The sequence below is a fragment of the Ramlibacter sp. GCM10027632 genome, assembly GCF_042675325.1.
Taxonomy (GTDB): Bacteria; Pseudomonadota; Gammaproteobacteria; order Burkholderiales; family Burkholderiaceae_C; genus Ramlibacter.
In genome coordinates this window covers 1-20,263 of record NZ_JBHTGW010000010.1, presented here as the reverse complement: position 1 = coordinate 20,263, position 20,263 = coordinate 1, and the positions used below count along the sequence as shown (strand labels likewise).

The 20,263-nt window shown below is 73.5% G+C and carries 20 protein-coding genes; 12 read left to right on the top strand and 8 right to left on the bottom strand.

Features of this window, described 5'->3' with window-relative positions; all coding sequences use genetic code 11:
- Window positions 1-165: 165 nt before the first annotated feature.
- Both ACFQZY_RS15165 and ACFQZY_RS15160 read right to left on the bottom strand, forming a co-directional pair.
- Window positions 166-1,155 carry a response regulator gene (locus tag ACFQZY_RS15165; RefSeq protein ID WP_377417303.1) on the bottom strand — a complete coding sequence of 330 codons (990 nt, stop codon included), beginning with the start codon at window positions 1,153-1,155 and terminating at the stop codon, window positions 166-168.
- Window positions 1,152-2,465, bottom strand: coding sequence for a sensor histidine kinase (locus tag ACFQZY_RS15160; RefSeq protein WP_377417301.1), 1,314 nt, complete (start codon window positions 2,463-2,465; stop codon window positions 1,152-1,154). Before ACFQZY_RS15160 ends, ACFQZY_RS15165 begins: the two co-directional genes overlap by 4 nt.
- A gap of 108 nt (window positions 2,466-2,573) precedes the next feature.
- On the opposite strand from ACFQZY_RS15160, the gene ACFQZY_RS15155 reads away from it, so the two are divergent.
- Window positions 2,574-3,242: a LuxR C-terminal-related transcriptional regulator gene (locus ACFQZY_RS15155; RefSeq protein ID WP_377417299.1), complete on the top strand. Its 669-nt coding sequence runs from the start codon at window positions 2,574-2,576 to the stop codon at window positions 3,240-3,242.
- A 17-nt stretch (window positions 3,243-3,259) separates the two neighbouring features.
- Window positions 3,260-4,027 (top strand): type III pantothenate kinase, encoded by a 768-nt coding sequence (locus tag ACFQZY_RS15150; protein WP_377417297.1) that lies wholly within the window; start codon window positions 3,260-3,262, stop codon window positions 4,025-4,027.
- Window positions 4,028-4,090: 63 nt separating this feature from the next.
- Here ACFQZY_RS15150 and ACFQZY_RS15145 read toward each other — a convergent pair whose 3' ends face one another.
- The 3 genes from ACFQZY_RS15145 to ACFQZY_RS15135 all read right to left on the bottom strand — a co-directional run bounded on the left by ACFQZY_RS15145 (window position 4,091) and on the right by ACFQZY_RS15135 (window position 7,582).
- Window positions 4,091-5,191 carry a M14 family metallopeptidase gene (locus tag ACFQZY_RS15145; protein WP_377417295.1) on the bottom strand — a complete coding sequence of 367 codons (1,101 nt, stop codon included), beginning with the start codon at window positions 5,189-5,191 and terminating at the stop codon, window positions 4,091-4,093.
- A 17-nt stretch (window positions 5,192-5,208) separates the two neighbouring features.
- Window positions 5,209-6,405, bottom strand: coding sequence for a M20 aminoacylase family protein (locus ACFQZY_RS15140; protein WP_377417293.1), 1,197 nt, complete (start codon window positions 6,403-6,405; stop codon window positions 5,209-5,211).
- Between the two features lie 67 nt (window positions 6,406-6,472).
- On the bottom strand, window positions 6,473-7,582 hold the full coding sequence (locus ACFQZY_RS15135; protein WP_377417291.1) for an ABC transporter substrate-binding protein: 1,110 nt from the start codon (window positions 7,580-7,582) through the stop codon (window positions 6,473-6,475).
- Between the two features lie 57 nt (window positions 7,583-7,639).
- Here ACFQZY_RS15135 and ACFQZY_RS15130 point away from each other — a divergent pair, with 57 nt between their 5' ends.
- Both ACFQZY_RS15130 and ACFQZY_RS15125 read left to right on the top strand, forming a co-directional pair.
- A complete protein-coding gene (locus tag ACFQZY_RS15130; protein ID WP_377417289.1) occupies window positions 7,640-9,709 on the top strand; it encodes a molybdopterin-dependent oxidoreductase in 2,070 nt (689 codons plus the stop codon).
- A 19-nt stretch (window positions 9,710-9,728) separates the two neighbouring features.
- Complete coding sequence (locus ACFQZY_RS15125; RefSeq protein ID WP_377417287.1) at window positions 9,729-10,883, top strand: aminopeptidase; 1,155 nt, start codon at window positions 9,729-9,731, stop codon at window positions 10,881-10,883.
- A 206-nt stretch (window positions 10,884-11,089) separates the two neighbouring features.
- On the opposite strand, the gene ACFQZY_RS15120 is transcribed toward ACFQZY_RS15125, so the two are convergent.
- The 3 genes from ACFQZY_RS15120 to ACFQZY_RS15110 all read right to left on the bottom strand — a co-directional run bounded on the left by ACFQZY_RS15120 (window position 11,090) and on the right by ACFQZY_RS15110 (window position 13,185).
- Window positions 11,090-11,863 carry a hypothetical protein gene (locus ACFQZY_RS15120; protein ID WP_377417561.1) on the bottom strand — a complete coding sequence of 258 codons (774 nt, stop codon included), beginning with the start codon at window positions 11,861-11,863 and terminating at the stop codon, window positions 11,090-11,092.
- A 26-nt stretch (window positions 11,864-11,889) separates the two neighbouring features.
- Complete coding sequence (locus ACFQZY_RS15115) at window positions 11,890-12,552, bottom strand: TetR/AcrR family transcriptional regulator (protein ID WP_377417285.1); 663 nt, start codon at window positions 12,550-12,552, stop codon at window positions 11,890-11,892.
- A gap of 99 nt (window positions 12,553-12,651) precedes the next feature.
- The gene (locus tag ACFQZY_RS15110) at window positions 12,652-13,185 is read right to left on the bottom strand and encodes a phasin family protein (protein WP_377417283.1); all 534 of its coding nucleotides are present in this window, start codon (window positions 13,183-13,185) and stop codon (window positions 12,652-12,654) included.
- A 91-nt stretch (window positions 13,186-13,276) separates the two neighbouring features.
- Between ACFQZY_RS15110 and rfbB the strand changes: the two genes are divergently transcribed.
- The 8 genes from rfbB to ACFQZY_RS15070 form a co-directional block, all read left to right on the top strand.
- Window positions 13,277-14,356, top strand: a complete 1,080-nt coding sequence (rfbB, locus tag ACFQZY_RS15105; RefSeq protein ID WP_377417281.1) for a dTDP-glucose 4,6-dehydratase — start codon at window positions 13,277-13,279, stop codon at window positions 14,354-14,356.
- Window positions 14,353-15,249, top strand: coding sequence for a dTDP-4-dehydrorhamnose reductase (rfbD, locus tag ACFQZY_RS15100; protein ID WP_377417279.1), 897 nt, complete (start codon window positions 14,353-14,355; stop codon window positions 15,247-15,249). Before rfbB ends, rfbD begins: the two co-directional genes overlap by 4 nt.
- Window positions 15,250-15,325: 76 nt before the next feature.
- Complete coding sequence (locus tag ACFQZY_RS15095; RefSeq protein WP_377417277.1) at window positions 15,326-16,318, top strand: glycosyltransferase family 2 protein; 993 nt, start codon at window positions 15,326-15,328, stop codon at window positions 16,316-16,318.
- Window positions 16,319-16,324: 6 nt separating this feature from the next.
- On the top strand, window positions 16,325-17,374 hold the full coding sequence (locus tag ACFQZY_RS15090; protein WP_377417275.1) for a hypothetical protein: 1,050 nt from the start codon (window positions 16,325-16,327) through the stop codon (window positions 17,372-17,374).
- Window positions 17,343-18,005 carry a class I SAM-dependent methyltransferase gene (locus ACFQZY_RS15085; RefSeq protein WP_377417273.1) on the top strand — a complete coding sequence of 221 codons (663 nt, stop codon included), beginning with the start codon at window positions 17,343-17,345 and terminating at the stop codon, window positions 18,003-18,005. The genes ACFQZY_RS15090 and ACFQZY_RS15085 overlap by 32 nt, the downstream gene beginning before the upstream one ends.
- Window positions 18,005-18,724: a hypothetical protein gene (locus ACFQZY_RS15080; RefSeq protein WP_377417271.1), complete on the top strand. Its 720-nt coding sequence runs from the start codon at window positions 18,005-18,007 to the stop codon at window positions 18,722-18,724. Before ACFQZY_RS15085 ends, ACFQZY_RS15080 begins: the two co-directional genes overlap by 1 nt.
- Window positions 18,721-19,443, top strand: a complete 723-nt coding sequence (locus tag ACFQZY_RS15075; RefSeq protein WP_377417269.1) for a hypothetical protein — start codon at window positions 18,721-18,723, stop codon at window positions 19,441-19,443. Before ACFQZY_RS15080 ends, ACFQZY_RS15075 begins: the two co-directional genes overlap by 4 nt.
- Window positions 19,444-19,445: 2 nt before the next feature.
- Window positions 19,446-20,263: hypothetical protein (locus ACFQZY_RS15070; protein ID WP_377417267.1), on the top strand; the 818-nt coding region annotated here is incomplete at its 3' end.

Genomic DNA, 20,263 nt, shown 5'->3' with positions numbered 1-20,263 from the left:
CATGCCCTGGGGCCGACCGCGAACGGCGGTCCCCTGCGGCGGACCTATGCGGCGGACCTATGCGGCGGTCCCGTACGGCGGCCCCATACGGCAGCCCCATACGGCAGCCCCATACGGCAGCCCCATACGGCGGACCCTGCGCCGATTCATGCGCCGATGCCACCCCTAGCGCGGCACCGCCCGCGGCGGCTGCTGCGCCAGCCAGCTCTCGTAGCTGGCTGGCGCCGGCGCCAGCACCTGGCCCTGCACGTTGAACAGCGCCGCCAGCAGCGATGCCTCGTCGCCCAGCGCGAAGGCCGGGCCGTGCTCCACGCCGCAGCGCCGGTCCAGGCCCTGGCGCAGCTCGAGGTTGGCGAGCCGGTGCCCGCAGCGGATCTCGGCCACCACGGGCGGCGGCAGGCCCTCCAGTTCGGCGAGCTCCGCCTGCGCGGCGAGGCCCTCGCGGGTCTCGAACTGCAGCCAGCCGATGCGCCCCGCGGCGTCCATGCCCAGCACGCCGAACGGGTCGCCGATCACCATGTGCTCGATCCAGCGCCGGCGGATGAAGTCCTCCAGGGCCTGCGGCACCCCGGGCGCGCGCAGCAGCGCGTGCTGTGCGGGGCTCAGCGTGGCGGCGATGATGGATTCGAAGCGCTCGCAGGCGCGCTGCGCCAGCATGTCCAGCGTCTCGATCAGGTGCAGCGCGATGTTGGGCGCCTGCTTGGGGATGTAGTGGTCGATCAGCCGCCGGTTGAAGGCATGCACGGCCACGCGCTCGTCGGCCTGGCCCGTGAGCAGCACGCGGGCGCCGGGCCAGTCGACCAGTTCGCTGAGCACCTGCAGGCCGTCCATGGCGGGCATCGAGAAATCGACCACGCAGACCTGGGTGAGGCCGTAGCGCTCGGTCGCCCGCGCCCAGTAGCCCAGGATCTGCGGCAGCAGCGGCTTGCCCTGGCGCCACAGGTCCACCAGGTACTGCACCTGCCAGCGGTCCGCTTCCCACAGCTTCAGCTCGCGGTGGAAGGCATGCACGCACAGCGTGGGCCGGGTGAACAGCCGCAGCGGCCAGTGGCGCGGCAGCACCATGGCCAGCATCTCGAGGTAGTCGGCGTCGTCGTCGAGCAGGACGACGGCGCCCGGCCGGCGGAACAGCGGCGGCCGGGCGCGAGGGGTCATGCGTCCCGGCCCGCCACCAGCGGCAGCTCGATCAGGAAGCGCGCGCCCTGGCCCGGCTCGGACTCCACCCGGATCTGCCCGCGCGAGGCGCGCACCACGCGCTGGCAGAAGGCCAGCCCCAGCCCATGGCCCGAGCCCTGGTGGGTGGAGACGAAGGGCTGGAACAGGCGTGCGCGCAGCAGCGGGTCCATGCCCGCGCCGCGGTCGATCACCGCGACGCGCCCGTGGGCGCGGCATTTCTCCACCACGATGCGCAGGTCGCCGGGGCCGGGGGGCTGCGGCAGGCTCGCGAGCGAGCGCAAGGCGTTCTTCACCAGGTTGTCGATCACCTGCCCGAACAGGTCGGGCGCCCCGGGAAAGGCGAAGTCGCGGATCACGTGCACCTGCACGCAGGCGCGCTCGCCCTCGCTGCGGAACGGGTAGCCCTCCACGCGGGCGCGCACCACCGCGGCCACCGGCACCGGGTCGTGGCGCGGACGCAGGTTCATCATCCGGGCGTTGGTGATCTGCATGTCGATCTGGCAGTTCATGCGGCGCACCATGCCCCCGAGCCGCTCGGCCAGCTCGCCCAGGCGGGCGGCGTCCGGCGCCGACGCCTGCGACTGCAGGCGCACCGCGTCACCGACCAGCGCGATGGTGGCCAGCGGCGTGCGCAGCTCATGGGCCATGATGCCCATGGTCCCCAGCGCCTGCTCGAGCTGGGCGCGCCGCAGGTTGTAGGCCGAGAGGCCGAGGATCAGCCCCATGTAGCCCGCGAAGGCGAGCAGCACGCCATGGGTGGTGGCTTCCTCGCTGGCCACGGGCTGCACGGCCGGGCCGGCTGCCGCGAACAGCAGCCAGCCCGCCGGCAGGCCGCCGACCAGCCCGACGCTGGCGATGCGCCAGTCGCTGAGGTGGAAGTAGATCAGGATGACCATGGCCAGCGTCGTGAGCCAGACCGTGTTGCGGTCGTTGCACAGGTACATCCAGGTGAAGTAGACGGGCAGCGAGAGCCAGGTGACGGCGCAGAACACCCAGGCGGCCTCGCGCGAGGGCGGCTGCTGGCGCAGCCCCGGTGCCAGCAGCAGGAACAGGCCCAGGCCGCCGGCGGCCAGGCGCTCCCAGGGGTTGTCGTAGGGCTGGGGCAGCCAGCGCGTCCACACCAGGTGGAACAGGGGATGGCCCAGCGCCGTCGACAGGCCCAGCGCCTGGATGCGCCGGGGCGACGGGTGCAGCAGCGGCTCGCGCAGCAGGTGCATCAGCAGGCCGGATGCGAAGGCACGCAGCCGGATGCGCCAATGGAGCCAGTGGATCCAGGGGGAGGCCGGCATGGGCACGAGGTCGTTGGCGGGTGGGGCGAGGAGGGGCCGCGAGCGGGTGATCGGAGGCGGCAATGTAATGCTATTGTGTCGGTTTCATCCGACGGGCAGGCCGAGGCCATGGGAGATCCTGTTAACTTTGACAGCGTCAATCTCGACAGCATCCTCAGCGACTGGTTGACGTCGCTGCGCGAGCATGCGGTCGAGGCCGTGGCCGTCCTCGGTCCCGACCCGTTCGGTGGCTTCGACGACCGCCAGGTCCTGTGCGTCCACCCGCCGCGCGCCGCCGACGCGGTGGGCGCGCTGGCCCGCAGCTGCGAGTTCGGCGCGCCCTGGCGCGAGTGCGACGCGCCGCTGGTGGCCTGGCAGCACATCGCCAAGGGCGGGGGCGTGCAGGACTCGCACTGGCGGCTGCTGGCGCTGGCGCATGGCTTCCAGACCCTGATCCGCGTGGAGTTCCCGCTGCCGGCCGAGCGCGCCTTCGAGTGCTTCATGTTCACGCCGCGCGAGATGGCCTGCCGGGCCGAGGCGGCGGCGATGGTGTGGTCCACGCTCAATGTCTGGCCGCTGGTGAAACGCTGCATCGCGCAGGAGCGTTCGGCCCTCAGCCCACGCGAGCGGCAGTGCCTCATGCTCGCCTTCAACGGCCTCACCGCACGCGAGAGCGCCGAGCAGATGAAATGCGCGGAGCGCACCGTCAATTACCATCTGGCCAACGCGATGGCCAAACTGAAGGTGGAGAACAAGTTGGCCGCGATCCAGCGGGCCTGCTGGATCGGCGCGATCTAGACCGATCCAGGAGACGCATGTTCCTCGCCATCGACGTCGGCAACACCCGACTCAAATGGGCCCTGTACGAAGAGGCCCGTCCCGGTGCGCCGCTGCGCGCGCACGGCGCTGAATTCCTCGAGAACATCGACAAGCTGGCCGACGGCGCCTGGCGCGCGCTGCCCGCGCCCTCGCGCATGCTCGGTTGCGCCGTCGCGGCCGACGCCATCAAGCTGCGCGTCGGCGAGCAGATGGAGGAACTGTGGGACGTGGCCCCGCGCTGGATCCACGCCACCACCGCCGAGTGCGGCCTGGTCAATGGCTACGACCACCCCACGCGCCTGGGCGCGGACCGCTGGGTGGCCATGGTCGGCGCGCGCCACCGCATGCTCGCCGCCGGGCCGGCGCGCCCGGTGGTGGTGGTCATGGTGGGTACCGCGGTCACCGTGGAGGCGATCAACGCCGAGGGCCGCTTCCTCGGGGGCTTCATCCTGCCGGGGCACGGCATCATGCTGCGCGCCCTCGAGTCCGGCACCGCCGGCCTGCACGTGCCCACCGGCGAGGTGCGCGAATTCCCCACCAACACCAGCGACGCACTCACCAGCGGCGGCACCTTCGCCATCGCCGGCGCGGTCGAGCGCATGGTGCAGCATGTCCGCCGGCACTGCGGCGCCGAACCCGTGGTCTACATGACCGGGGGCGCCGGCTGGAAGATGGCGCCGTTCCTCTCGGTGTCCTGCGAACTGGTCGAGAGCCTGATCTTCGACGGCCTGCTCGAGATCGCCCGCAGCCGCGGCCAGTCCTGAGTTTCGCGCGCCGGCCGCGCGGCGAAGCGGGCCCGCTCCCCGGCCCGCTCTCCTTGCCGCCCCTCAGGCGGACAAGCCCTCCACCGCCTGCTGCAGCGCCTGCCCGGCCTGCTCCAGCACCCGCAGCTTCCACGCCGACGCCTCCGGGTGGAAGGCGTCGCGCATCGCCTGGCGGACCGCATCGGCCACCGCCGGCGGCGCGTCCGGGTTCCTGTGCAGCCAGTGGTCGCCGCGCAGGGCGTCGAGCAGCTCCATCACCGGCACCGTGGCGGGGTGGAGCGCGACGCCGGTGTACTCGCAGAAGCGGCACTCCTCGCGCACCGTGGTCCACAGCAGGCCGTGGCGGTGCGGTGCCGGCGCCGTGCCGTCGTGGCCGCAGGTGACCGGCGTGCGCCCGCCGCCGCTCCACCAGCGCCGCGCCCGCGCCAGGGCGGCCGGGTCGTCGGGCCCGGCGTACACGCGATCGCCGACGCCGTCCAGGCCCTGGCCGGCGTGCAGGTCGACCCAGGCCAGGCGCGCCGCATCGCGCGCGTGCTGGCGCAGCACGCGCCGCCAGTTGCGGTTGCTCCAGCTCGGCGCGGTGCCGCCGTAGAACAGCCCGTCCGGGAAGTCGTACTGGCCCTGGGTCACGGCCGCGAGGAAGTCGCGCTCGCCGTGCGAGGCGATCCAGGCCTGCACGGCCGCCTGGTTCTCCGCCGTCGGCGGCCAGTTGGCGGGCAGCAGCAGGGGGTGCAGGTGGCGGTAGGCGTCGTTGGCCGGCAGCTTCGCGCTGAAGTCGATGAAGTTGCGGTCCAGGAAGACGTTCTCGTGCGTCGTCGCGCGCAGGTGCGCGAAGCCCCACGGGTTGAGGGCATGCACGTACAGCACCGCCACGCCGCGCACGTGGACGAAGCCGCGCCAGTTGGCGTCGCGCAGCGCCGCGACCTGCACCGCGCTGCCGCTGAAGCCCTCGATGCCGTGGCAGCCGCTGGTGACGATCAGCAGGGCCTTCGCGTCGAGCGGGCCGTCGCGCACCACGTCCATCGCCAGGTCCTCGCCGCGCGGGCCGCGGAAGGGGTGCAGCCGCTGCTCCACGGGCAGGCCGGCCTCGCGCGCGGCCTGCAGGAACTTCTCGCGCGCCAGCGCGTAGGTGGAGGAGAACGCGTCGATGTCGAGGTCGATCATCGCGGCATCACGGCGTCTCAGGCGCGCGGGCGGGCGAACCAGGCCTCGGCGAGGCGGACCCAGTAGGTCGCTCCCAGCGGGATCAGGTCGTCGTTGAAGTCGTAGCTGGGGTTGTGCAGCATGCACGGGCCGCCGCCGTGCCCCATCTCGCGGTGGCTGCCGTCGCCGTTGGCGATGAAGCAGTACGCGCCGGGCTTGGCCTGCAGCATGTAGGCGAAGTCCTCGGCGCCCATGGTGGGCTCCTGGTCCAGCACGTTCTCCTCGCCGACGATGGAGGCCATCACCTCGCGGCAGAAGGCCGCCTCGGCGGCGCTGTTGACGGTGGGCGGGTAGTTGCGCTCGAACGCGAACTCGCAGGTCGCCTCGTGCGCCGCGCACACATGCTCGGCCACCTGGCGCATGCGCCGCTCGATCATGTCCAGCACCTCCAGGGTGAAGGTGCGCACCGTGCCCTGGAGCTCGCAGGAATCGGGCACGACGTTGGTGGCCTCGCCGGCGTGGATCATGGTCACCGAGATCACGCCCGCGTCGATCGGCTTCTTGTTGCGGCTGATGATGGTCTGGAAGGCCTGCACCATCTGGCAGGCGATCGGCACCGGGTCGATGCCGTTCTGCGGCATGGCCGCATGGCTGCCCTTGCCGCGGATGGTGATCTTGAACTCGTTGGACGAGGCCATCACCGGCCCCGGGCTGGCGGCGAAGGTGCCGGCCGGCATGCCGGGCCAGTTGTGCATACCGAACACGGCCTCCATGGGGAACTGCTCGAACAGGCCGTCCTGCATCATCTCGCGCGCGCCGCCGCCGCCTTCCTCTGCGGGCTGGAAGATCAGGTAGACCGTGCCGTCGAAATTGCGGTGCGCCGCCAGGTGGCGGGCCGCGCCGAGCAGCATGGCGGTGTGGCCGTCATGGCCGCAGGCATGCATCCGGCCGGCGTGCCGGCTGGCGTGGGCGAAGGTGTTGAACTCCTGGATCGGCAGGGCGTCCATGTCGGCGCGCAGGCCGATGGCGCGGTCGCTGGTGCCGGCCTTGACGATGCCCACCACGCCGGTGCGGCCGAGGCCGCGGTGCACGGGAATGCCCCACTCGGCCAGGCGCGCGGCCACGAGGTCGGCGGTGCGCACCTCCTGGAAGCACAGCTCGGGGTGGGCATGGAGGTCGCGCCGCAGGGCCGCGATCTCGGGGGCCTGGGCGACGATGGGTTCAAGAAGTTTCATGGTCAGGGTGACGAGGCCGAGTCACGAGCTGCCAGTCTACCCACACGCTGCCCCCGCGGCCATGCTGTTACTCGCGCACCCGGCCCTGGGAGTCGATCAGGCTCAACTCCACCAGCCGCGAGCCGACCCGGGCGCCGGCGAAATGCACGCGGAAGCCGCCGAGGTTCATGTCGTCCAGGCTCTCCAGCGCCTTGCGCAGCTTCGCCCGCGTGGGCTGCGGCGCGCGGCGCAATGCCTCGGCCATCGCGCGGGCGGCCAGGTAGCCTTCGAGCATGTAGACATTGGGCCGGCCCAGGCCGGCCGCGCCGGCGGACTCGTGCAGGGCGCGCACCACCGGCAGGCGGGCGTCGTCGCTGCGCGGCACCACGCGCACCACCACCACGCCCGCGCCGGCCGGGCCGAGCAGGTCGGCCAGCAGGCTCTCGCCGGTGGTGGAAAAGCCGTAGATCGGGCCGCGGAAGGCCTTGGCGCGCAGCGCCTTGATGGCCGCGGCCGCGGCGCCCGGCTCGGCGATCACCAGCACCGACTCGGGCCGCGCCGCCACCAGCTTGTCCAGCCCGCCCGCCACCGGCGCGCGCGCCACCAGGTTGGCGCCCAGCCCGGTCATGGTGCGCTCGGCCGCGTCCAGCGCCGCCAGGGCCTCGCCGTCGGCCGCATGCAGGATGCCCAGGCGCCGCGCGCCCAGCGTCTCGGCATGGCGGGTGATGGCCGCGGCCTCCTCCGAGTAGCCGGGCCGCAGCGCGTAGACATTGGGATAGAGCGCGCCGCGGAACTCGTCGGCGGCGGACAGCGGCGCGAACAGCAGCAGGTCGCTGTCCTTGAGGATGGGGTAGGCCGCCGTGACCTGGGGCGAGCCCACGTAGCCGAAGAGGGCGAGCACGCCCTGGTCCATCAGCTTCCGGGTGTGGGCGGCGGTGCGCGCCGGGTCGCCCTGGTCGTCGAGCGTGAGCAGCTCGATGCGGCGCCCCTGGATGCCGCCAGTGGCATTGAGCCGCTCCAAGAACAGCCGGGCGCCCTGGTGGTAGGGTGCGGCGATCACCGAGCCCGGCCCGGTGAGCGCCAGCGACTGGCCCAGCACGATGGCGCCGCCCTGCGCCTGCGCGAGGGGCCCGGCGAGCGTGAGCGCCGCTACCATGGCGGCGCGGGCCCAGGTGGCGATGGCGTGGCGGATGTTCATGGCGGGACCTCCCTGTCCTCGTGGTCTGGCTCGGAATGAAAACTATAGGTTGACATCATGGAATCGCCAATCGCCTCCGGGGCGCCCGCCCCTGGCGGCGCCCGGCAGGTGCTGGGCGCCTGCCCGCACGACTGCCCCGACACCTGCGCCCTGGTGACCACCGTCGCGGGCGGCGTGGCTATCAAGGTCGCGGGCAACCCGGCCCACCCCCTCACCGGCGGCGTGCTCTGCACCAAGGTCTCGCGCTACACCGAGCGCACCTACCACCCCGGCCGCGTCCTCACGCCGCTGCGCCGCGCCGGCCCCAAGGGCGCCGGCCGCTTCGAGCCGGTCTCCTGGGACGAGGCGCTGGACGACATCGCCGCCCGCCTGCGCGCCATCGCCGCGCGCGACCCGCAGGCCATCCTCCCCTACAGCTACGCCGGCACCATGGGCCTGGTGCAGGGGGAGGGCATGGCCGGGCGCTTCTTCCACCGCCTGGGCGCCTCGCTGCTCGATCGCACCATCTGCGCATCGGCCGGCGGCGAGGCCCTGCGGCACACGCTGGGCGGGCGGGTCGGCATGAAGGTGGAGCACTTCGCGCATGCGAAGCTGATCCTGATCTGGGGCAGCAACTCCATCGGCAGCAACCTGCATTTCTGGCGGCTGGCGCAGGAGGCCAAGCGCGCCGGCGCGCGGCTGGTGTGCATCGACCCGCGCCGCACCGAGACCGCCGAGAAATGCCACGAGCACCTGCAGCTGCTCCCGGGCACCGATGCCGCGCTGGCCCTCGCGCTGATGCACGAGCTGGTCGCCAACGACTGGCTGGACCACGACTACATCGCCCGCCACACCCTGGGCTGGGAGGCGCTGCGTGAGCGCGCCCTGCAATGGCCGCCCGAGCGCGCGGCGCAGGTGTGCGGCGTGCCGGCGGCGCAGATCCGCGCCCTGGCGCGCGACTACGGCACGACGAAGCCTGCCGCCATCCGCCTGAACTACGGCATGCAGCGCGTGCGCGGCGGCGGCAACGCGGTGCGCGCGGTGGCCTGCCTGCCGGCGCTGGTGGGCGCCTGGCGCGAGCCGGCCGGCGGCCTGCTGATGTCGAACAGCGACTGGTTCCCGGCGCGGCGCTCCGCGCTGCCGCGGCCGGACCTGCTCGCCGGCCGCATGCCGCGCACCATCAACATGAGCACCATCGGCGACGACCTGCTGCGCGAGTCCTCACCGGCCTTCGGCCCGAAGGTCGAGGCGGTGGTCGTCTACAACAGCAACCCGGTGGCGGTCGCGCCCGAGTCCGCCAAGGTGGCGCGCGGCTTCGCCCGCGAGGACCTGTTCACCGTGGTCCTGGAGCATTTCCTCACCGACACCGCCGACCATGCCGACTACGTGCTGCCCGCCACCACGCAGCTGGAGCACTGGGACATCCACCCCGCCTACGGCCACACCGACGTCCTGCTCAATCGGCCCGCCATCGCGCCGGTTGGCCAGAGCCTGCCGAATGCGGAGATCTTCCGGCGCCTGGCGCGCCGCATGGGGTTCGACGACCCCTGCTTCGCCGAGGACGACGAAACCCTGTGCCGCAGCGCCTTCGGCGACGCGGTGGACTTCGACCTCCTGCTGGCGCAGGGCTTCGCCCCGCTGCCCGTGCCCGACGCGCCCTTCGCCGAGGGCGGCTTCCCCACGGCCTCGGGCCGCTGCGAGTTCTTCAGCGAGCGGCTGGCGCGCGCGGGGCAGGACGGCCTGCCCGGCCACCTGCCCAATCACGAGCCCGCGGGCAGCGACCCGCGCCACCCGCTGGCCATGATCTCGCCGCCGGCGCGCAACTTCCTCAACTCCAGCTTCGCCAACCTCGAGAGCCTGCGCGACATCGAGGGCGAGCCGCTGCTGGAGATCAGCCCCGGGGACGCCGCCGCGCGCGGCATCGCCAGCGGCGACGTGGTGCGCGTCTTCAACGACCGCGGCGAGTACCGCTGCAAGGCCCGGGTCTGCGAGCGCGCGCGGCCCGGCGTGGTCAACGGCCTGGGCATCTGGTGGCGCAAGCTCGGCCTGGACGGGACCAACGTCAACGAGCTGACCAGCCAGGCGCTCACCGACATGGGCCGCGCCCCGGTGTTCTACGACTGCCTGGTCGAAGTCCGGCGGGCCTGACCCCATGCGGCGTGACCCCATGCGGTGCGCGGTCGCCTCCCTCGTTGCCGCCCTGGCCCTGTGCGGGTGTGCCGGCGGCCCCGGCGCGGGCAGCGCGGGCGGCGACCGCGAGGACCTGGGCTACTACTGGCAGGCCGCCGCCGGCCACCTGCAGATGCTGCACGCCGCGCGCCCGGTGGCCGACTGGCTGGAGGACCCGGCCACCCCCGAGCGCCTGCGCGCGCGGCTGCAGCTGGCGCAGCGCATCCGCGCCTTCGCCAGTCGCGAGCTGGCCCTCCCGGACAACGCCAGCTACCGCCGCTATGCCGACCTGCAGCGCCCCGCCGCGCTGTGGAACGTGGTTGCCGCGCCGGCGCTGTCGCTCACCCTGCGCACCTGGTGCTTCCCGGTGGCCGGCTGCGTGGGCTACCGGGGCTGGTTCGACGAGGCCGGCGCGCGGGCCGAGGCGCAGCGCCTGCGCGAGGCGGGCTGGGATGCCACGGTCTACCCCGTGCCGGCGTACTCCACCCTGGGCTGGCTGAACTGGGCCGGCGGCGACCCGCTGCTCAATACCTTCATCGGGTACGGCGAGGGCGAACTCGCCCGCCTGATCTTCCATGAGCTCGCGCACCAGGTGCTGTACGTGAAGGACGACACCGCCTTCAACGAATCCTTCGCCACCGCGGTCGAGCGCCTGGGCGTGCAGGCCTGGCTGGCGCGCGAGGCGGGGGAGGGCGCCCGCGCGGAGTACGCCGCGGCGTCGCAGCGCCGCGACGCCTTCCGCGCCCTGGTGCGGGCCACGCGGCAGCGGCTGCAGGCGATCTACGAGGCGCCGGTGACGGGGGCCGGTGGCGGTGGCGCGACCGAGGCCGGCGCGGCCCGGGCGGGCGATTCCCAGGACCGCCTCGCGCGCAAGGCGCAGGTCCTGGCCGACTTCCGCGCGCAGTACGCGGGCCTGCGCGCCGCCTGGGGCGGCGACCCCGCGCGCCTGCGCCCCACCGACCGCTGGGTCGAGGAGGCCAACAACGCCTCCTTTGGCGCACAGGCGGCGTATGACGACCTCGTCCCCGCCTTCGAGGCGCTGTTCGAGCGGGAGGGGCGCGACTGGCGCCGTTTCTTCGCGGCGGTGAAGGAGCTCGCCCGCCTGGCGCAGCCCGAGCGGCAACGCGCGCTGCAGGCGCTGGCGGGAGGTTGAGGGACGCTGAAGCCGCTGAAGCCGCTGAAGCCGCTGAAGCCGCTGAAGCCGCTGAAGCCGCTGAAGAAGCGAAGAAGCTAAGAAGCGAAGAGGCGAAGAAGCGAAGAAGCGAAGAAGCGAAGAGGCGAAGAAGCGAAGAAGCGAAGAGGCGAAGAGGCGAAGAGGCGAAGAGGCGAAGAGGCGAAGAGGCGGCGCGTGCTCCCCGCTCAATCCGCCAGCTCGAGCCGCGCGCGGTCCACGTGCAGGCGCTCGATCGCGTCCACCGGCACGGTGGCGGCGGCGGCCTCCCAGAGGCGGGCGGCCTCGTCGCGCGCGGCATCGCCCTCGAGCATCAGCAGGCCGTTGGCCGCCTCCAGCAGGCCCACCGGCGAGCGCGGGTGCAGGCGCAGCCCCTCGCGCAGCAGGCGCACCCCGGTGTCGCGGTTGGCGCCGTAGGTCATGCCCCCGATCAGCGCGCCGACCTTGTCGATCACCTCGGCGTGGAAGGTGCCCAGGGCGATGTGGGCGTCCGCATGGTGCGGGCGCAGCGCGATCGTCTTTTCCAGGCCGGCCTTCACCTTGCCCGCCAGCCCCTGGGCCAGCGCCTTGGCCACGCTGATGCCCTGGCTGTAGCGGCCCAGGGCGATGGCCTGCCAGTACCAGGCGCTGGCGTTCTCGGGCTGCTCGCGGGCCTGGCGCTCGGCCTGGGCCGCCACCTCGAGCAAGAGGTCGAGGCTGGCGCCCTCGCGGGGTTCAAGGTAGGTCGCCTGCACGGTCATGGCCTTGCTGGCCACGGTCACGCCGTCGCCGCCGGCGGCCAGGCCGGCCTCGGCCGCGGCCTCGAACTCGCCGCGGTGGCAAAGCGTCCAGGCGCGCAGCACCGCCGGGTCGCGGGGCAGGGGCTCGGCGTCGCCGGCGTGCAGCCGGTCCCACTCGCGCGCCACGCGCTCGGCGTCGAACGGAAAGTCACCCGCATGCGGGAAGGCGGTCCAGCGGCCCATCTGGCAAGTCTCCTGCGGCATTGTTGTCACTCCCGGGGCGCGTCGTACGCGCCGACCAGGCGTAGCAGGTGCTCCCGCTGCCCGGCTTCCAGATAGGGTACCAGCAGATGAAGTACATGGTGTGCGCCCCGCAACAAGGCGTATTGCGCCGCCTCGGCTTCCAGCGCCCGGCGCGGGTCGCGCACGTACTCGAAACTCAGCCACCAGGTCAGCACCACCACCATGCTGGTGGCGGTGGGGCCGGACTCGCGCGGGTCGATGCGCAGGGCGCCGTGCGCGCCCATGCCGGCGAGCATGTCGCGCACGGCCTGGGTCTTGTCCTCCAGCAGCTGTCGGAAGCCCGCCTCCAGCCGGCGGTTGCGCGAGAGCAGGTCGTTGATGTCGCGGTACAGGAAGCGCGCGCCCCACAGGCGCTCGAACAGGGTGTGCAGGAAGAACCAGGCGTCCTCGACGTCGCGCACCCCGCCGGCGGCCTGCAGCAGCCCGCGCAGGCCCTCGGCGTAGCGGTCGAACAGGGCGTTGACCAGGTCCTCCTTGGCGCGGAAGTGGTAGTGCAGGTTGCCCGCGCTGATGCCCAGTGAGTTGGCGATCACCGGCGCGGAGACATTGGGCTCGCCAAAGCGGTTGAACAGGTCCAGCGTGGCATCGAGGATGCGTTCTGCGGTGCGGCGCGGGGCTTTGGCGGCCATGCGGCCCAGTGTAGGCAGGGGCCGCCGGCCCGCGGCCAAGGTGGAACCCCTAGCCGGAAAGGCTTCAGGCGGCCGGGGCTGCCCCTGCCCTCGGCGGCTTCAGCCGGCCGTGCCGGGCGGCGGCGCCTTGCGGCGCGCGGCGGGCCGGCCCGCGGCCTTCGCGGCCCTTGCCGGGGCCGCCGCCTTTGCGGCCTTCCTGGGCGCCGCCTTCGCCGCGGCCCGCGGCGCCGCTCGGGCGGCGGCGAGCTGCTGCTCGAGCTGCGCCACCCGATCGCGCAGCGCCGCCATCTCGGCCGCCGAGGGCACGCCCAGGCGGTTCAGGGCCTGCGCCACGCGCTCCTCGAAGATGCCCTCGAGCTTGCCCCACTGGCCCTGGGCCCGCGAGGAGAGGTCGCCGGCCATGGCGGCCATGCGCTCGGTGGCCTCGGCCATCCTCTCCTCGGCCGCGGCCTGGGTCTTGCGCTGGATCGCCGCGCCCTCGCGCACCAGCGCCTCGAACACCTTGCCGCCTTCCTCCTGCGCCTTGGCAAAGGCGCCCAGGCCGGCCTGCCAGATCTGGCGGGCCGGGCCCCGGGCGCCAGGCCCTGCGTCGTCGTCGTCGCCCGGGCCGGGCTTGCTGGCTTTCGTGACCATGGTTCCTCCATCGAAATCGAACCTTCCCACTCTAGCCCCGCGGTGCCGGCATGGCGTAGGAAGGCCTGCCTAATCCGCTACAGTCCCGCGCATGATCCTCGTCACTGGCGGCGCCGGCTTCATCGGCGCGAACTTCGTCCTGGACTGGGTGGCCCACACGGGCGAGCCCGTCGTCAACCTCGACAAACTGACCTATGCGGGCAACCGCGAGAACCTCGCCGCGCTCGACGGCGATGCCCGCCACACCTTCGTGCAGGGCGACATCGGCGACGCCGCGCTGGTGGCCCAGCTCCTGGCGAAGCACCGCCCGCGCGCGGTCCTGAACTTCGCCGCCGAGTCGCATGTGGACCGCTCCATCCACGGCCCCGGCGACTTCATCCAGACCAACGTGGTCGGCACCTTCCGCCTGCTCGAGGCGGTGCGCGCCTACTTCGACGCGCTGCCGGCCGGCGAGAAGGCCGCCTTCCGCTTCCTCCACGTGTCGACCGACGAGGTCTACGGCTCCCTCGGCCCCGGCGATGCCGCCTTCACCGAGCAGCACCGCTACGAGCCGAACAGCCCCTACTCGGCGAGCAAGGCCGCCAGCGACCACCTGGTGCGCGCCTGGCACCACACCTACGGCCTGCCGGTTCTCACCACCAACTGCTCGAACAACTACGGCCCCTTCCACTTCCCCGAGAAGCTGATCCCGCTGATGATCGTCAACGCCCTGGCGGGCAAGCCCCTGCCGGTCTACGGCGACGGCCTGCAGGTGCGCGACTGGCTCTACGTGAAGGACCACTGCAGCGCCATCCGCCGCGTGCTCGAGGCCGGCCGCCTGGGCGAGACCTACAACGTCGGCGGCTGGAACGAGAAGCCCAACATCGAGATCGTGCGCACCGTCTGCGCGCTGCTCGACGCGCTGCGCCCGCGCGCCGACGGCCAGTCCTACGCCACCCAGGTGACCTACGTCACCGACCGCCCCGGCCACGACCGCCGCTACGCCATCGATGCCCGCAAGATCGAGCGCGAGCTGGGCTGGAAGCCGGCCGAGACCTTCGACACCGGCATCCGCAAGACCGTGCAGTGGTACCTGGACCACCCCGACTGGGTGGCCCGCGTGCAAAGCGGCGCCTACCGCGAGTGGGTGCAGCGCCAGTACCAGGGCATGCAAGGCGCGCAGCAGCAATGAAGGTCCTGCTTTTCGGCAAGAACGGCCAGGTCGGCTGGGAGCTGCAACGCAGCCTCGCGCCCCTGGGCGAGGTGGTGGCCCTGGGCTCGCGCGGCGAGCCGCACCCCAGTGACTTCAACGAGCCCGACCGCCTCGCCGAGACGGTGCGCCTCGTGCGGCCCGACGTCATCGTCAACGCCGCCGCCTGGACCGCGGTCGACAAGGCCGAGTCCGACGCCGAGGGCGCGCGCCGCGTCAACGCGGTCGCCCCCGGCGTGCTGGCCCGCGCCGCCGAGGCCGCCGGCGCGCTGCTGGTGCACTACTCCACCGACTACGTGTTCGACGGCAGCGGCGACGCCCCGCGCGCCGAGGGCGCCGCCACCGGCCCGCTGAACACCTACGGCCGCACCAAGCTCGAGGGCGAGCAGCTGGTCGCGCAGCACACCGCGCGCCACCTCACCTTCCGCACCAGCTGGGTCTATGCCGCGCGCGGCGGCAACTTCGCGCGCACCATGCTGCGCCTGGCCGGCGAGCGTGACCGCCTCACCGTCATCGACGACCAGTTCGGCGCGCCCACCGGGGCCGACCTGATCGCCGACGTCACCGCGCACGCGATCCGCGCCGCGCTCGCCGATCCTTCGCGTTGCGGCCTGTATCACCTGGTGTCCTCCGGTGAAACCACGTGGCACGGCTATGCCCGCCACGTGATCGGCTTCGCCCAGGCCGCGGGCGTGGCGCTCAAGGCCGGTCCCGAGGCCGTCGCGCCGGTCCCCACCAGCGCCTTCCCCACGCCGGCGCAGCGGCCGCTCAACTCGCGGCTGGACACGCGCAAGCTGCGCGAGGCCTTCGGCCTCACGCTGCCCGACTGGCGCAGCGGCGTCGACCGCATGCTGCGCGAAGTGCTCGATCGTTGAACTTCTGACGGATTGATAACTTGAAGAGCTGAGCCCCCGCCTAGTCTCCGCCCGCCTCGACTTTTCTTCCACGGTGATGAAAGACGCGACGGGCGCAGCCGGCGACGGCGGCCAGCCCCTTCCTCCTGCCCGCGGCCAGCCCGCGACCCCGCCACCGCGGGTGGCCATCCTCCTGGCCACCTGCAACGGCGCGGCGTGGCTGCCCGAGCAGCTCGACTCGATCGCGGCGCAGACCCACCCGCACTGGCGCGTCTGGGCCTCGGACGACGGCTCGCGCGACGCCACCCCCCGCATCCTCGCCCGCTACCGCGCCCGCTGGGGCCCGGCGCGCCTGGGCGCGCGGCGCGGCCCGTGCCGCGGCTTTGCCGCCAACTTCGCCGCGCTCGCCTGCGACGGCGCCATCGAGGCCGACTACTTCGCCTATTGCGACCAGGACGACATCTGGGAGCCGGACAAGCTCGCCCGCGCCCTCGCGGCCCTGCGCCCGCAGCCTGCGGCGCGGCCGGCCCTGTACTGCTCGCGCACCCGGCTGGTCGACGCGCAGGGCCGGGCCATCGGGCACTCGCCGCTGTTCTCGCGGCCGCCCGGCTTCCGCAACGCGCTGGTGCAGAACATCGGCGGCGGCAACACCATGGTCTTCAACCGCGCCGCGCGCCGCCTGCTGCAGCGCGCCGGCGAGGTCGACGTGCTCACGCACGACTGGTGGACCTACCTCGTCGTCAGCGGCTGCGGCGGCCATGTCCACTACGACCCGCAGCCCTCGCTGCGCTACCGCCAGCATGCGCACAACCAGGTCGGCATGAACGCCACCTGGCCGGCCCGCATCCGGCGCCTGGGGCTGATGCTGCGCGGGCGCTTCCGCGCCTGGAACAGCCGCAACCTCGACGCGCTCGCCGCGCTGCGCCCGCTGCTCACCGAGGAGAACCGGCGCGTGCTCGATCGCTTCGCCCTGGCCCGTGACGCCCTGCTGCCGCACCGCCTCGCGGGCCTGGTGGATGCCGGCATCTACCGCCAGACCCTGGCGGGCAACCTCGGCCTGGCCGCGGCGGCCCTGCTGAAGAAGGTGTGAGCCGCCATGGCCGACTGCCCTGACCTCGCCGACCGGCCCGGCCGCCACGATCGCCACGATCGCCACGAGGTCGCCGATGGCGCCGGTGATCCCGGCGGCCCCGGCGATCCCGGCGGCCCCGAAGTCCCTGCCTCCCCGGTGCGCGCCCTCTTCACCAGCCGGTCCTGCGCCGGCGCCTGGCAGGTGCGGGGCGAGCAGGTGGCGGCCCTGCGGGCCAACTGGCGCGCGGTCCCGCGCCCCGCCGAGGCCGACCTCGCCGCCTGCGACCTGGTGTGCGTGGTCAAGCGGCCCGACCTGCAGGTCGTCGAGCGCGCGCGCGCCCTGGGCAAGGCGGTGGTCTTCGACATCGTCGACTCCTGGGCCCAGCCGGCCGACGGCCTGCGCCACGCCGGCGTGGCCGCGGCGCGCGCGCTGTTCGCGCCGGCCTGGCGCGCCCTCGGCGCCGACGGCTACATCTTCCCCACCCAGCGCATGGCGCAGGACCTGGGCGACCTGGTGCGCCAGGGCGTGGTGATCCACCACCACCACCGCCCCGGCATCGCCCGCAACCCGGTGCGCGAGCGCGTGGCCACCGTGGGCTACGAGGGCGCGGACTACCTGGGCGAGTGGCGCGGCCGGCTGGAGGCGGCGTGCGCCGCGCGCGGCCTGCGCTTCGTCACCAACCCCGCGCGGTACACCGACCTGGACATCGTGGTCCTCGCGCGCGGCGGCGAGCACGCCAGCTTCCTGGCGCGCAGCTACAAGTCCAACATCAAGCTGGCCAACGCCTACGGCTCGGGCACGCCGGCCCTGGTCCATGCCGGCGAGCTCTCCGCGCAGGAGACCGACTGCGGCGACGTCCTGTTCTTCACCGACGCGCCCGGCTCGCTCGAGCGCCAGCTCGATCGCCTGTGCGCCAGCCACGCGCTGCGCCTGGCCATCCACCGCCGCTTCCTCGCCGCCGCCGTGCGCTTTCGCCCCGCGCGCATCGCCGGCGCCTTCGAGGCCTTCTTCCTCCACCTGCTGCGCGAACGCGCCGACCGCCATGCCGATCGCCCTGCCGGCCTCCGTGCCTGATGCCCTGGCCTCCCTCGCGCGCCGGCTGCTGCGCCGGCCACAGGCGCGAGCCGCGCCGCCCGCGCCACCGGCCCGCCCGCCCAAGGCCCGCTGGCAGCCCCCGCCCGACGACGGCCGCGTGCGGCTGAACCTCGGCTGCGGCGACAAGCTGCTGCCCGGGTACATCAACATCGACGCCGCGCCCTCGCGCAAGGGCCGGGCGCCCGACGTCGTCGCCGACCTGCGCGCGCTGGCCTTCGGCCCCGGCGTGGCCGACGAGATCCTGGCGGTGCACGTGATCGAGCACTTCCACCCCTGGGAGGCCGAGGACCTGGTGCGCCACTGGCGCGACCTCCTCAAGCCCGGCGGCCGGCTGGTGCTCGAATGCCCCAACCTCCTGGCCGCCGCCCGCGCGCTGCTCGAAGAGCCCTCTCGCGCCGCCCGCGCGCAGGGCAAGGACGGCCAGCTCGCCATGTGGCCGCTGTACGGCGACCCCGGTTGGCGCGACCCGCTCATGTGCCACCGCTGGGGCTACACCCCCGAGACCCTGGCCGACCTGCTGGCCCGCTGCGGGCTGCGCCACGTGCGCCAGGAGCCGGCCGTCTTCAAGCAGCGCGAGCCGCGCGACATGCGCGTGGCGGGAGAAAAGTGATGCGCCTTCGCCACCTGCGCGACGCCTTCGCCGGCCAGGAGATCTACATCGTCGGCAGCGGCCCGACGGCCGAGGTCTTCCCGATGGACTTCCTGGCCGACAAGGTCTGCCTGTCCCTCAACGACAGCTACAAGATCCATCCTGCCGTCACCCCCGTGGCGCTGATGCACCACGCCACCTACAGCCGCGAGGGCAACACGCCCCAGGCGCCGCTGCACCCGCACTTCGCGGGCATCCGCTACCCGGTGGTCAAGGGCACGGGCCGCACCCGCGCCGAGGCGGTGGACTGGGAGCACCCGTACTTCTACTTCTACGACTGGCACCACGACATCGCCCGCATCCACGAGCTGACCAAGGACACCGACCACCTGTACTACACCCCCGAGGGCTGCTCGCTGCATGCGGCGCTGCAGCTGGCGTGGATCCTGGGCGCGCGCACCGTCTACACCATCGGCTGCGACAGCGCGATGCTCGCCGGCCGCCACTACGCCCGTTACGACAAGAACGGCTTCCGCGACGACGAGGTCCTCAAGCGCGGCCAGGCGCGCAACTACGACAGCTACGCGCGCGGCACCCTGATCGTGCAGGACTTCCTGCGACGCAAGGGCGTGCGCGTGCTCGGTCTCTCGCCCATCGTCGGCTACCACCGCGTCGACTGGCAGCACGCGGTGCTGCGCGGCGACGTCGCCCTCGACAGCCTGCTGGAGGCCCTGCCATGACCCTCGCCGTCTACGTGGGCACCGAGGACGACCAGCTGGTCGCCCAGAAGGTCCTCGCGTACTCCATCCACAAGCACGCGCGCCGCCCGGTGCGCGTGGTGCCGGTCAAGCAGCAGCAGGCGCGGGTGGGCGGCACCCAGTTCGGCTTCGTGCGCTTCCTCGTGCCCGGCCTGCAGGGATACGCGGGCCGCGCCATCTACCTCGACGCCGACCAGCTCGTCTTCGCCGACATCCACGAGCTCGCCGCGCAGCTCGAGGGCCCGCACAGCCTCGCGCTGGTGAACGCCCCGCACGGCCACTTCGGCGGCAAGCCGGTGGGCCCGGGCAACCAGACCAGCGTCATGGTCCTGGACTGCGACCGCCTGCGGGACTGGGACCCGCAGCGGCTGTTCGACGGCGTCGTTCCCAACCGCGCCACGCCCGGCCCGGGCCAGGTCCGCTACCGCGATTTCATGTGCCTGTCCTGGTTCGACCCCGCGCGCATCCAGCCGCTGGACCCGCGCTGGAACCACTTCAACGTGGTCGAGCCCGACACCCGGCTCGTGCACTTCAGCCACGTGCGCTCGCAGCCCTGGCGCAACCCGGCGCATGCGCTCACGCCGCTGTGGACCCGCTGGCTGCGCGAGGCGGTGCGCGCCGGCGCCGTGCCGCGCCGCGAGCTGCTGCGCGAGGTCTGGCGCGGCGCGGTGCACCGCCGCTTCCTGGCCTGCCTGGTGTAGCCATGGCGACCTGGCGTGTCTTCCTCGACGACGCGGGCGAATGCGCCACGCAGCGCGCCGTGCTCGCGGCGCTGGCGGCGGGCCTCGCCCGGCGCGAAGGCGTGCAGGTGCGCCTGACGAGCGCCGAGCCGCCCGCGCGCCGCTGGGCCGACGTGCCGCCCGCGGCCTCGCGCCGCCTCGCGGTGCGCCTGGAGGCGCTCGAGCCGCTGGCCGGCACGCGCACGCTGTTCCTGCCCGGGCACCTGGTGCCCGGCGCCGCGTCCGCACTGGTCGCGCCGCAGGACCCGGTGGCGTGGGGCGCGCTGTCCCGGCCCCTCGCGGCCGACGACTTCATCGACGTCGGCGGGCTGGAGCTGTTCGCCGCCGACAACGCCTCGCACGAGGCGCGGGCCCTGCAGGTCCTGGCCAGCCTGCGCGGCGACTACGAGAGCCTCAGCCGCCACGCCGGCTTCACTGCCACCCCGCTGCCCGCCTGGCTCGCGGTCCCCGCGCTGCGCACCGCGGCGCCGTTCACGCAGCGGCCCTGGTACGCCGCGCAGGCGCCGGCCCGGGCGGCCTGGCTCGCGGCGCTGGCGGGGGTGCTCGCCGAGGGCCGCCTCACGCTGGCCCAGGTGGAGGACGACGCCCGCCACGGGCGCGTGCGCCCCTCGCTGCCGCAGGACGCGCGCCGCCTGCTTGCCGGCGAGCCCGCCGCCGGCCTGCCGCTGCCGGACCTCACGCTCGACGCGCTCTTCGTCGTGCCCGCCTGCCGCGTGCCGCCTCAGCGCCTGGCGCTGCTGCAGGCGCTCCCGCGCCGGGCCGCCGCGGCCGGCGCCCTGCT

Excerpts from the sequence above, each read along its gene's own strand:
- rfbB (WP_377417281.1), top strand. The coding sequence starts at position 13,277 with ATGATCCTCGTCACTGGCGGCGCCGGCTTCATCGGCGCGAACTTCGTC.
- ACFQZY_RS15155 (WP_377417299.1), top strand. The coding sequence starts at position 2,574 with ATGGGAGATCCTGTTAACTTTGACAGCGTCAATCTCGACAGCATCCTC.
- ACFQZY_RS15145 (WP_377417295.1), bottom strand. The coding sequence starts at position 5,191 with ATGATCGACCTCGACATCGACGCGTTCTCCTCCACCTACGCGCTGGCG.
- ACFQZY_RS15075 (WP_377417269.1), top strand. The coding sequence starts at position 18,721 with ATGACCCTCGCCGTCTACGTGGGCACCGAGGACGACCAGCTGGTCGCC.
- ACFQZY_RS15150 (WP_377417297.1), top strand. The coding sequence starts at position 3,260 with ATGTTCCTCGCCATCGACGTCGGCAACACCCGACTCAAATGGGCCCTG.
- ACFQZY_RS15110 (WP_377417283.1), bottom strand. The coding sequence starts at position 13,185 with ATGGTCACGAAAGCCAGCAAGCCCGGCCCGGGCGACGACGACGACGCA.
- ACFQZY_RS15085 (WP_377417273.1), top strand. The coding sequence starts at position 17,343 with ATGCCGATCGCCCTGCCGGCCTCCGTGCCTGATGCCCTGGCCTCCCTC.
- ACFQZY_RS15115 (WP_377417285.1), bottom strand. The coding sequence starts at position 12,552 with ATGGCCGCCAAAGCCCCGCGCCGCACCGCAGAACGCATCCTCGATGCC.
- ACFQZY_RS15080 (WP_377417271.1), top strand. The coding sequence starts at position 18,005 with ATGCGCCTTCGCCACCTGCGCGACGCCTTCGCCGGCCAGGAGATCTAC.
- ACFQZY_RS15125 (WP_377417287.1), top strand. The coding sequence starts at position 9,729 with ATGCGGTGCGCGGTCGCCTCCCTCGTTGCCGCCCTGGCCCTGTGCGGG.
- ACFQZY_RS15165 (WP_377417303.1), bottom strand. The coding sequence starts at position 1,155 with ATGACCCCTCGCGCCCGGCCGCCGCTGTTCCGCCGGCCGGGCGCCGTC.
- ACFQZY_RS15160 (WP_377417301.1), bottom strand. The coding sequence starts at position 2,465 with ATGCCGGCCTCCCCCTGGATCCACTGGCTCCATTGGCGCATCCGGCTG.
- ACFQZY_RS15130 (WP_377417289.1), top strand. The coding sequence starts at position 7,640 with ATGGAATCGCCAATCGCCTCCGGGGCGCCCGCCCCTGGCGGCGCCCGG.
- ACFQZY_RS15135 (WP_377417291.1), bottom strand. The coding sequence starts at position 7,582 with ATGAACATCCGCCACGCCATCGCCACCTGGGCCCGCGCCGCCATGGTA.
- ACFQZY_RS15120 (WP_377417561.1), bottom strand. The coding sequence starts at position 11,863 with ATGGGCCGCTGGACCGCCTTCCCGCATGCGGGTGACTTTCCGTTCGAC.
- rfbD (WP_377417279.1), top strand. The coding sequence starts at position 14,353 with ATGAAGGTCCTGCTTTTCGGCAAGAACGGCCAGGTCGGCTGGGAGCTG.
- ACFQZY_RS15095 (WP_377417277.1), top strand. The coding sequence starts at position 15,326 with ATGAAAGACGCGACGGGCGCAGCCGGCGACGGCGGCCAGCCCCTTCCT.
- ACFQZY_RS15140 (WP_377417293.1), bottom strand. The coding sequence starts at position 6,405 with ATGAAACTTCTTGAACCCATCGTCGCCCAGGCCCCCGAGATCGCGGCC.
- ACFQZY_RS15090 (WP_377417275.1), top strand. The coding sequence starts at position 16,325 with ATGGCCGACTGCCCTGACCTCGCCGACCGGCCCGGCCGCCACGATCGC.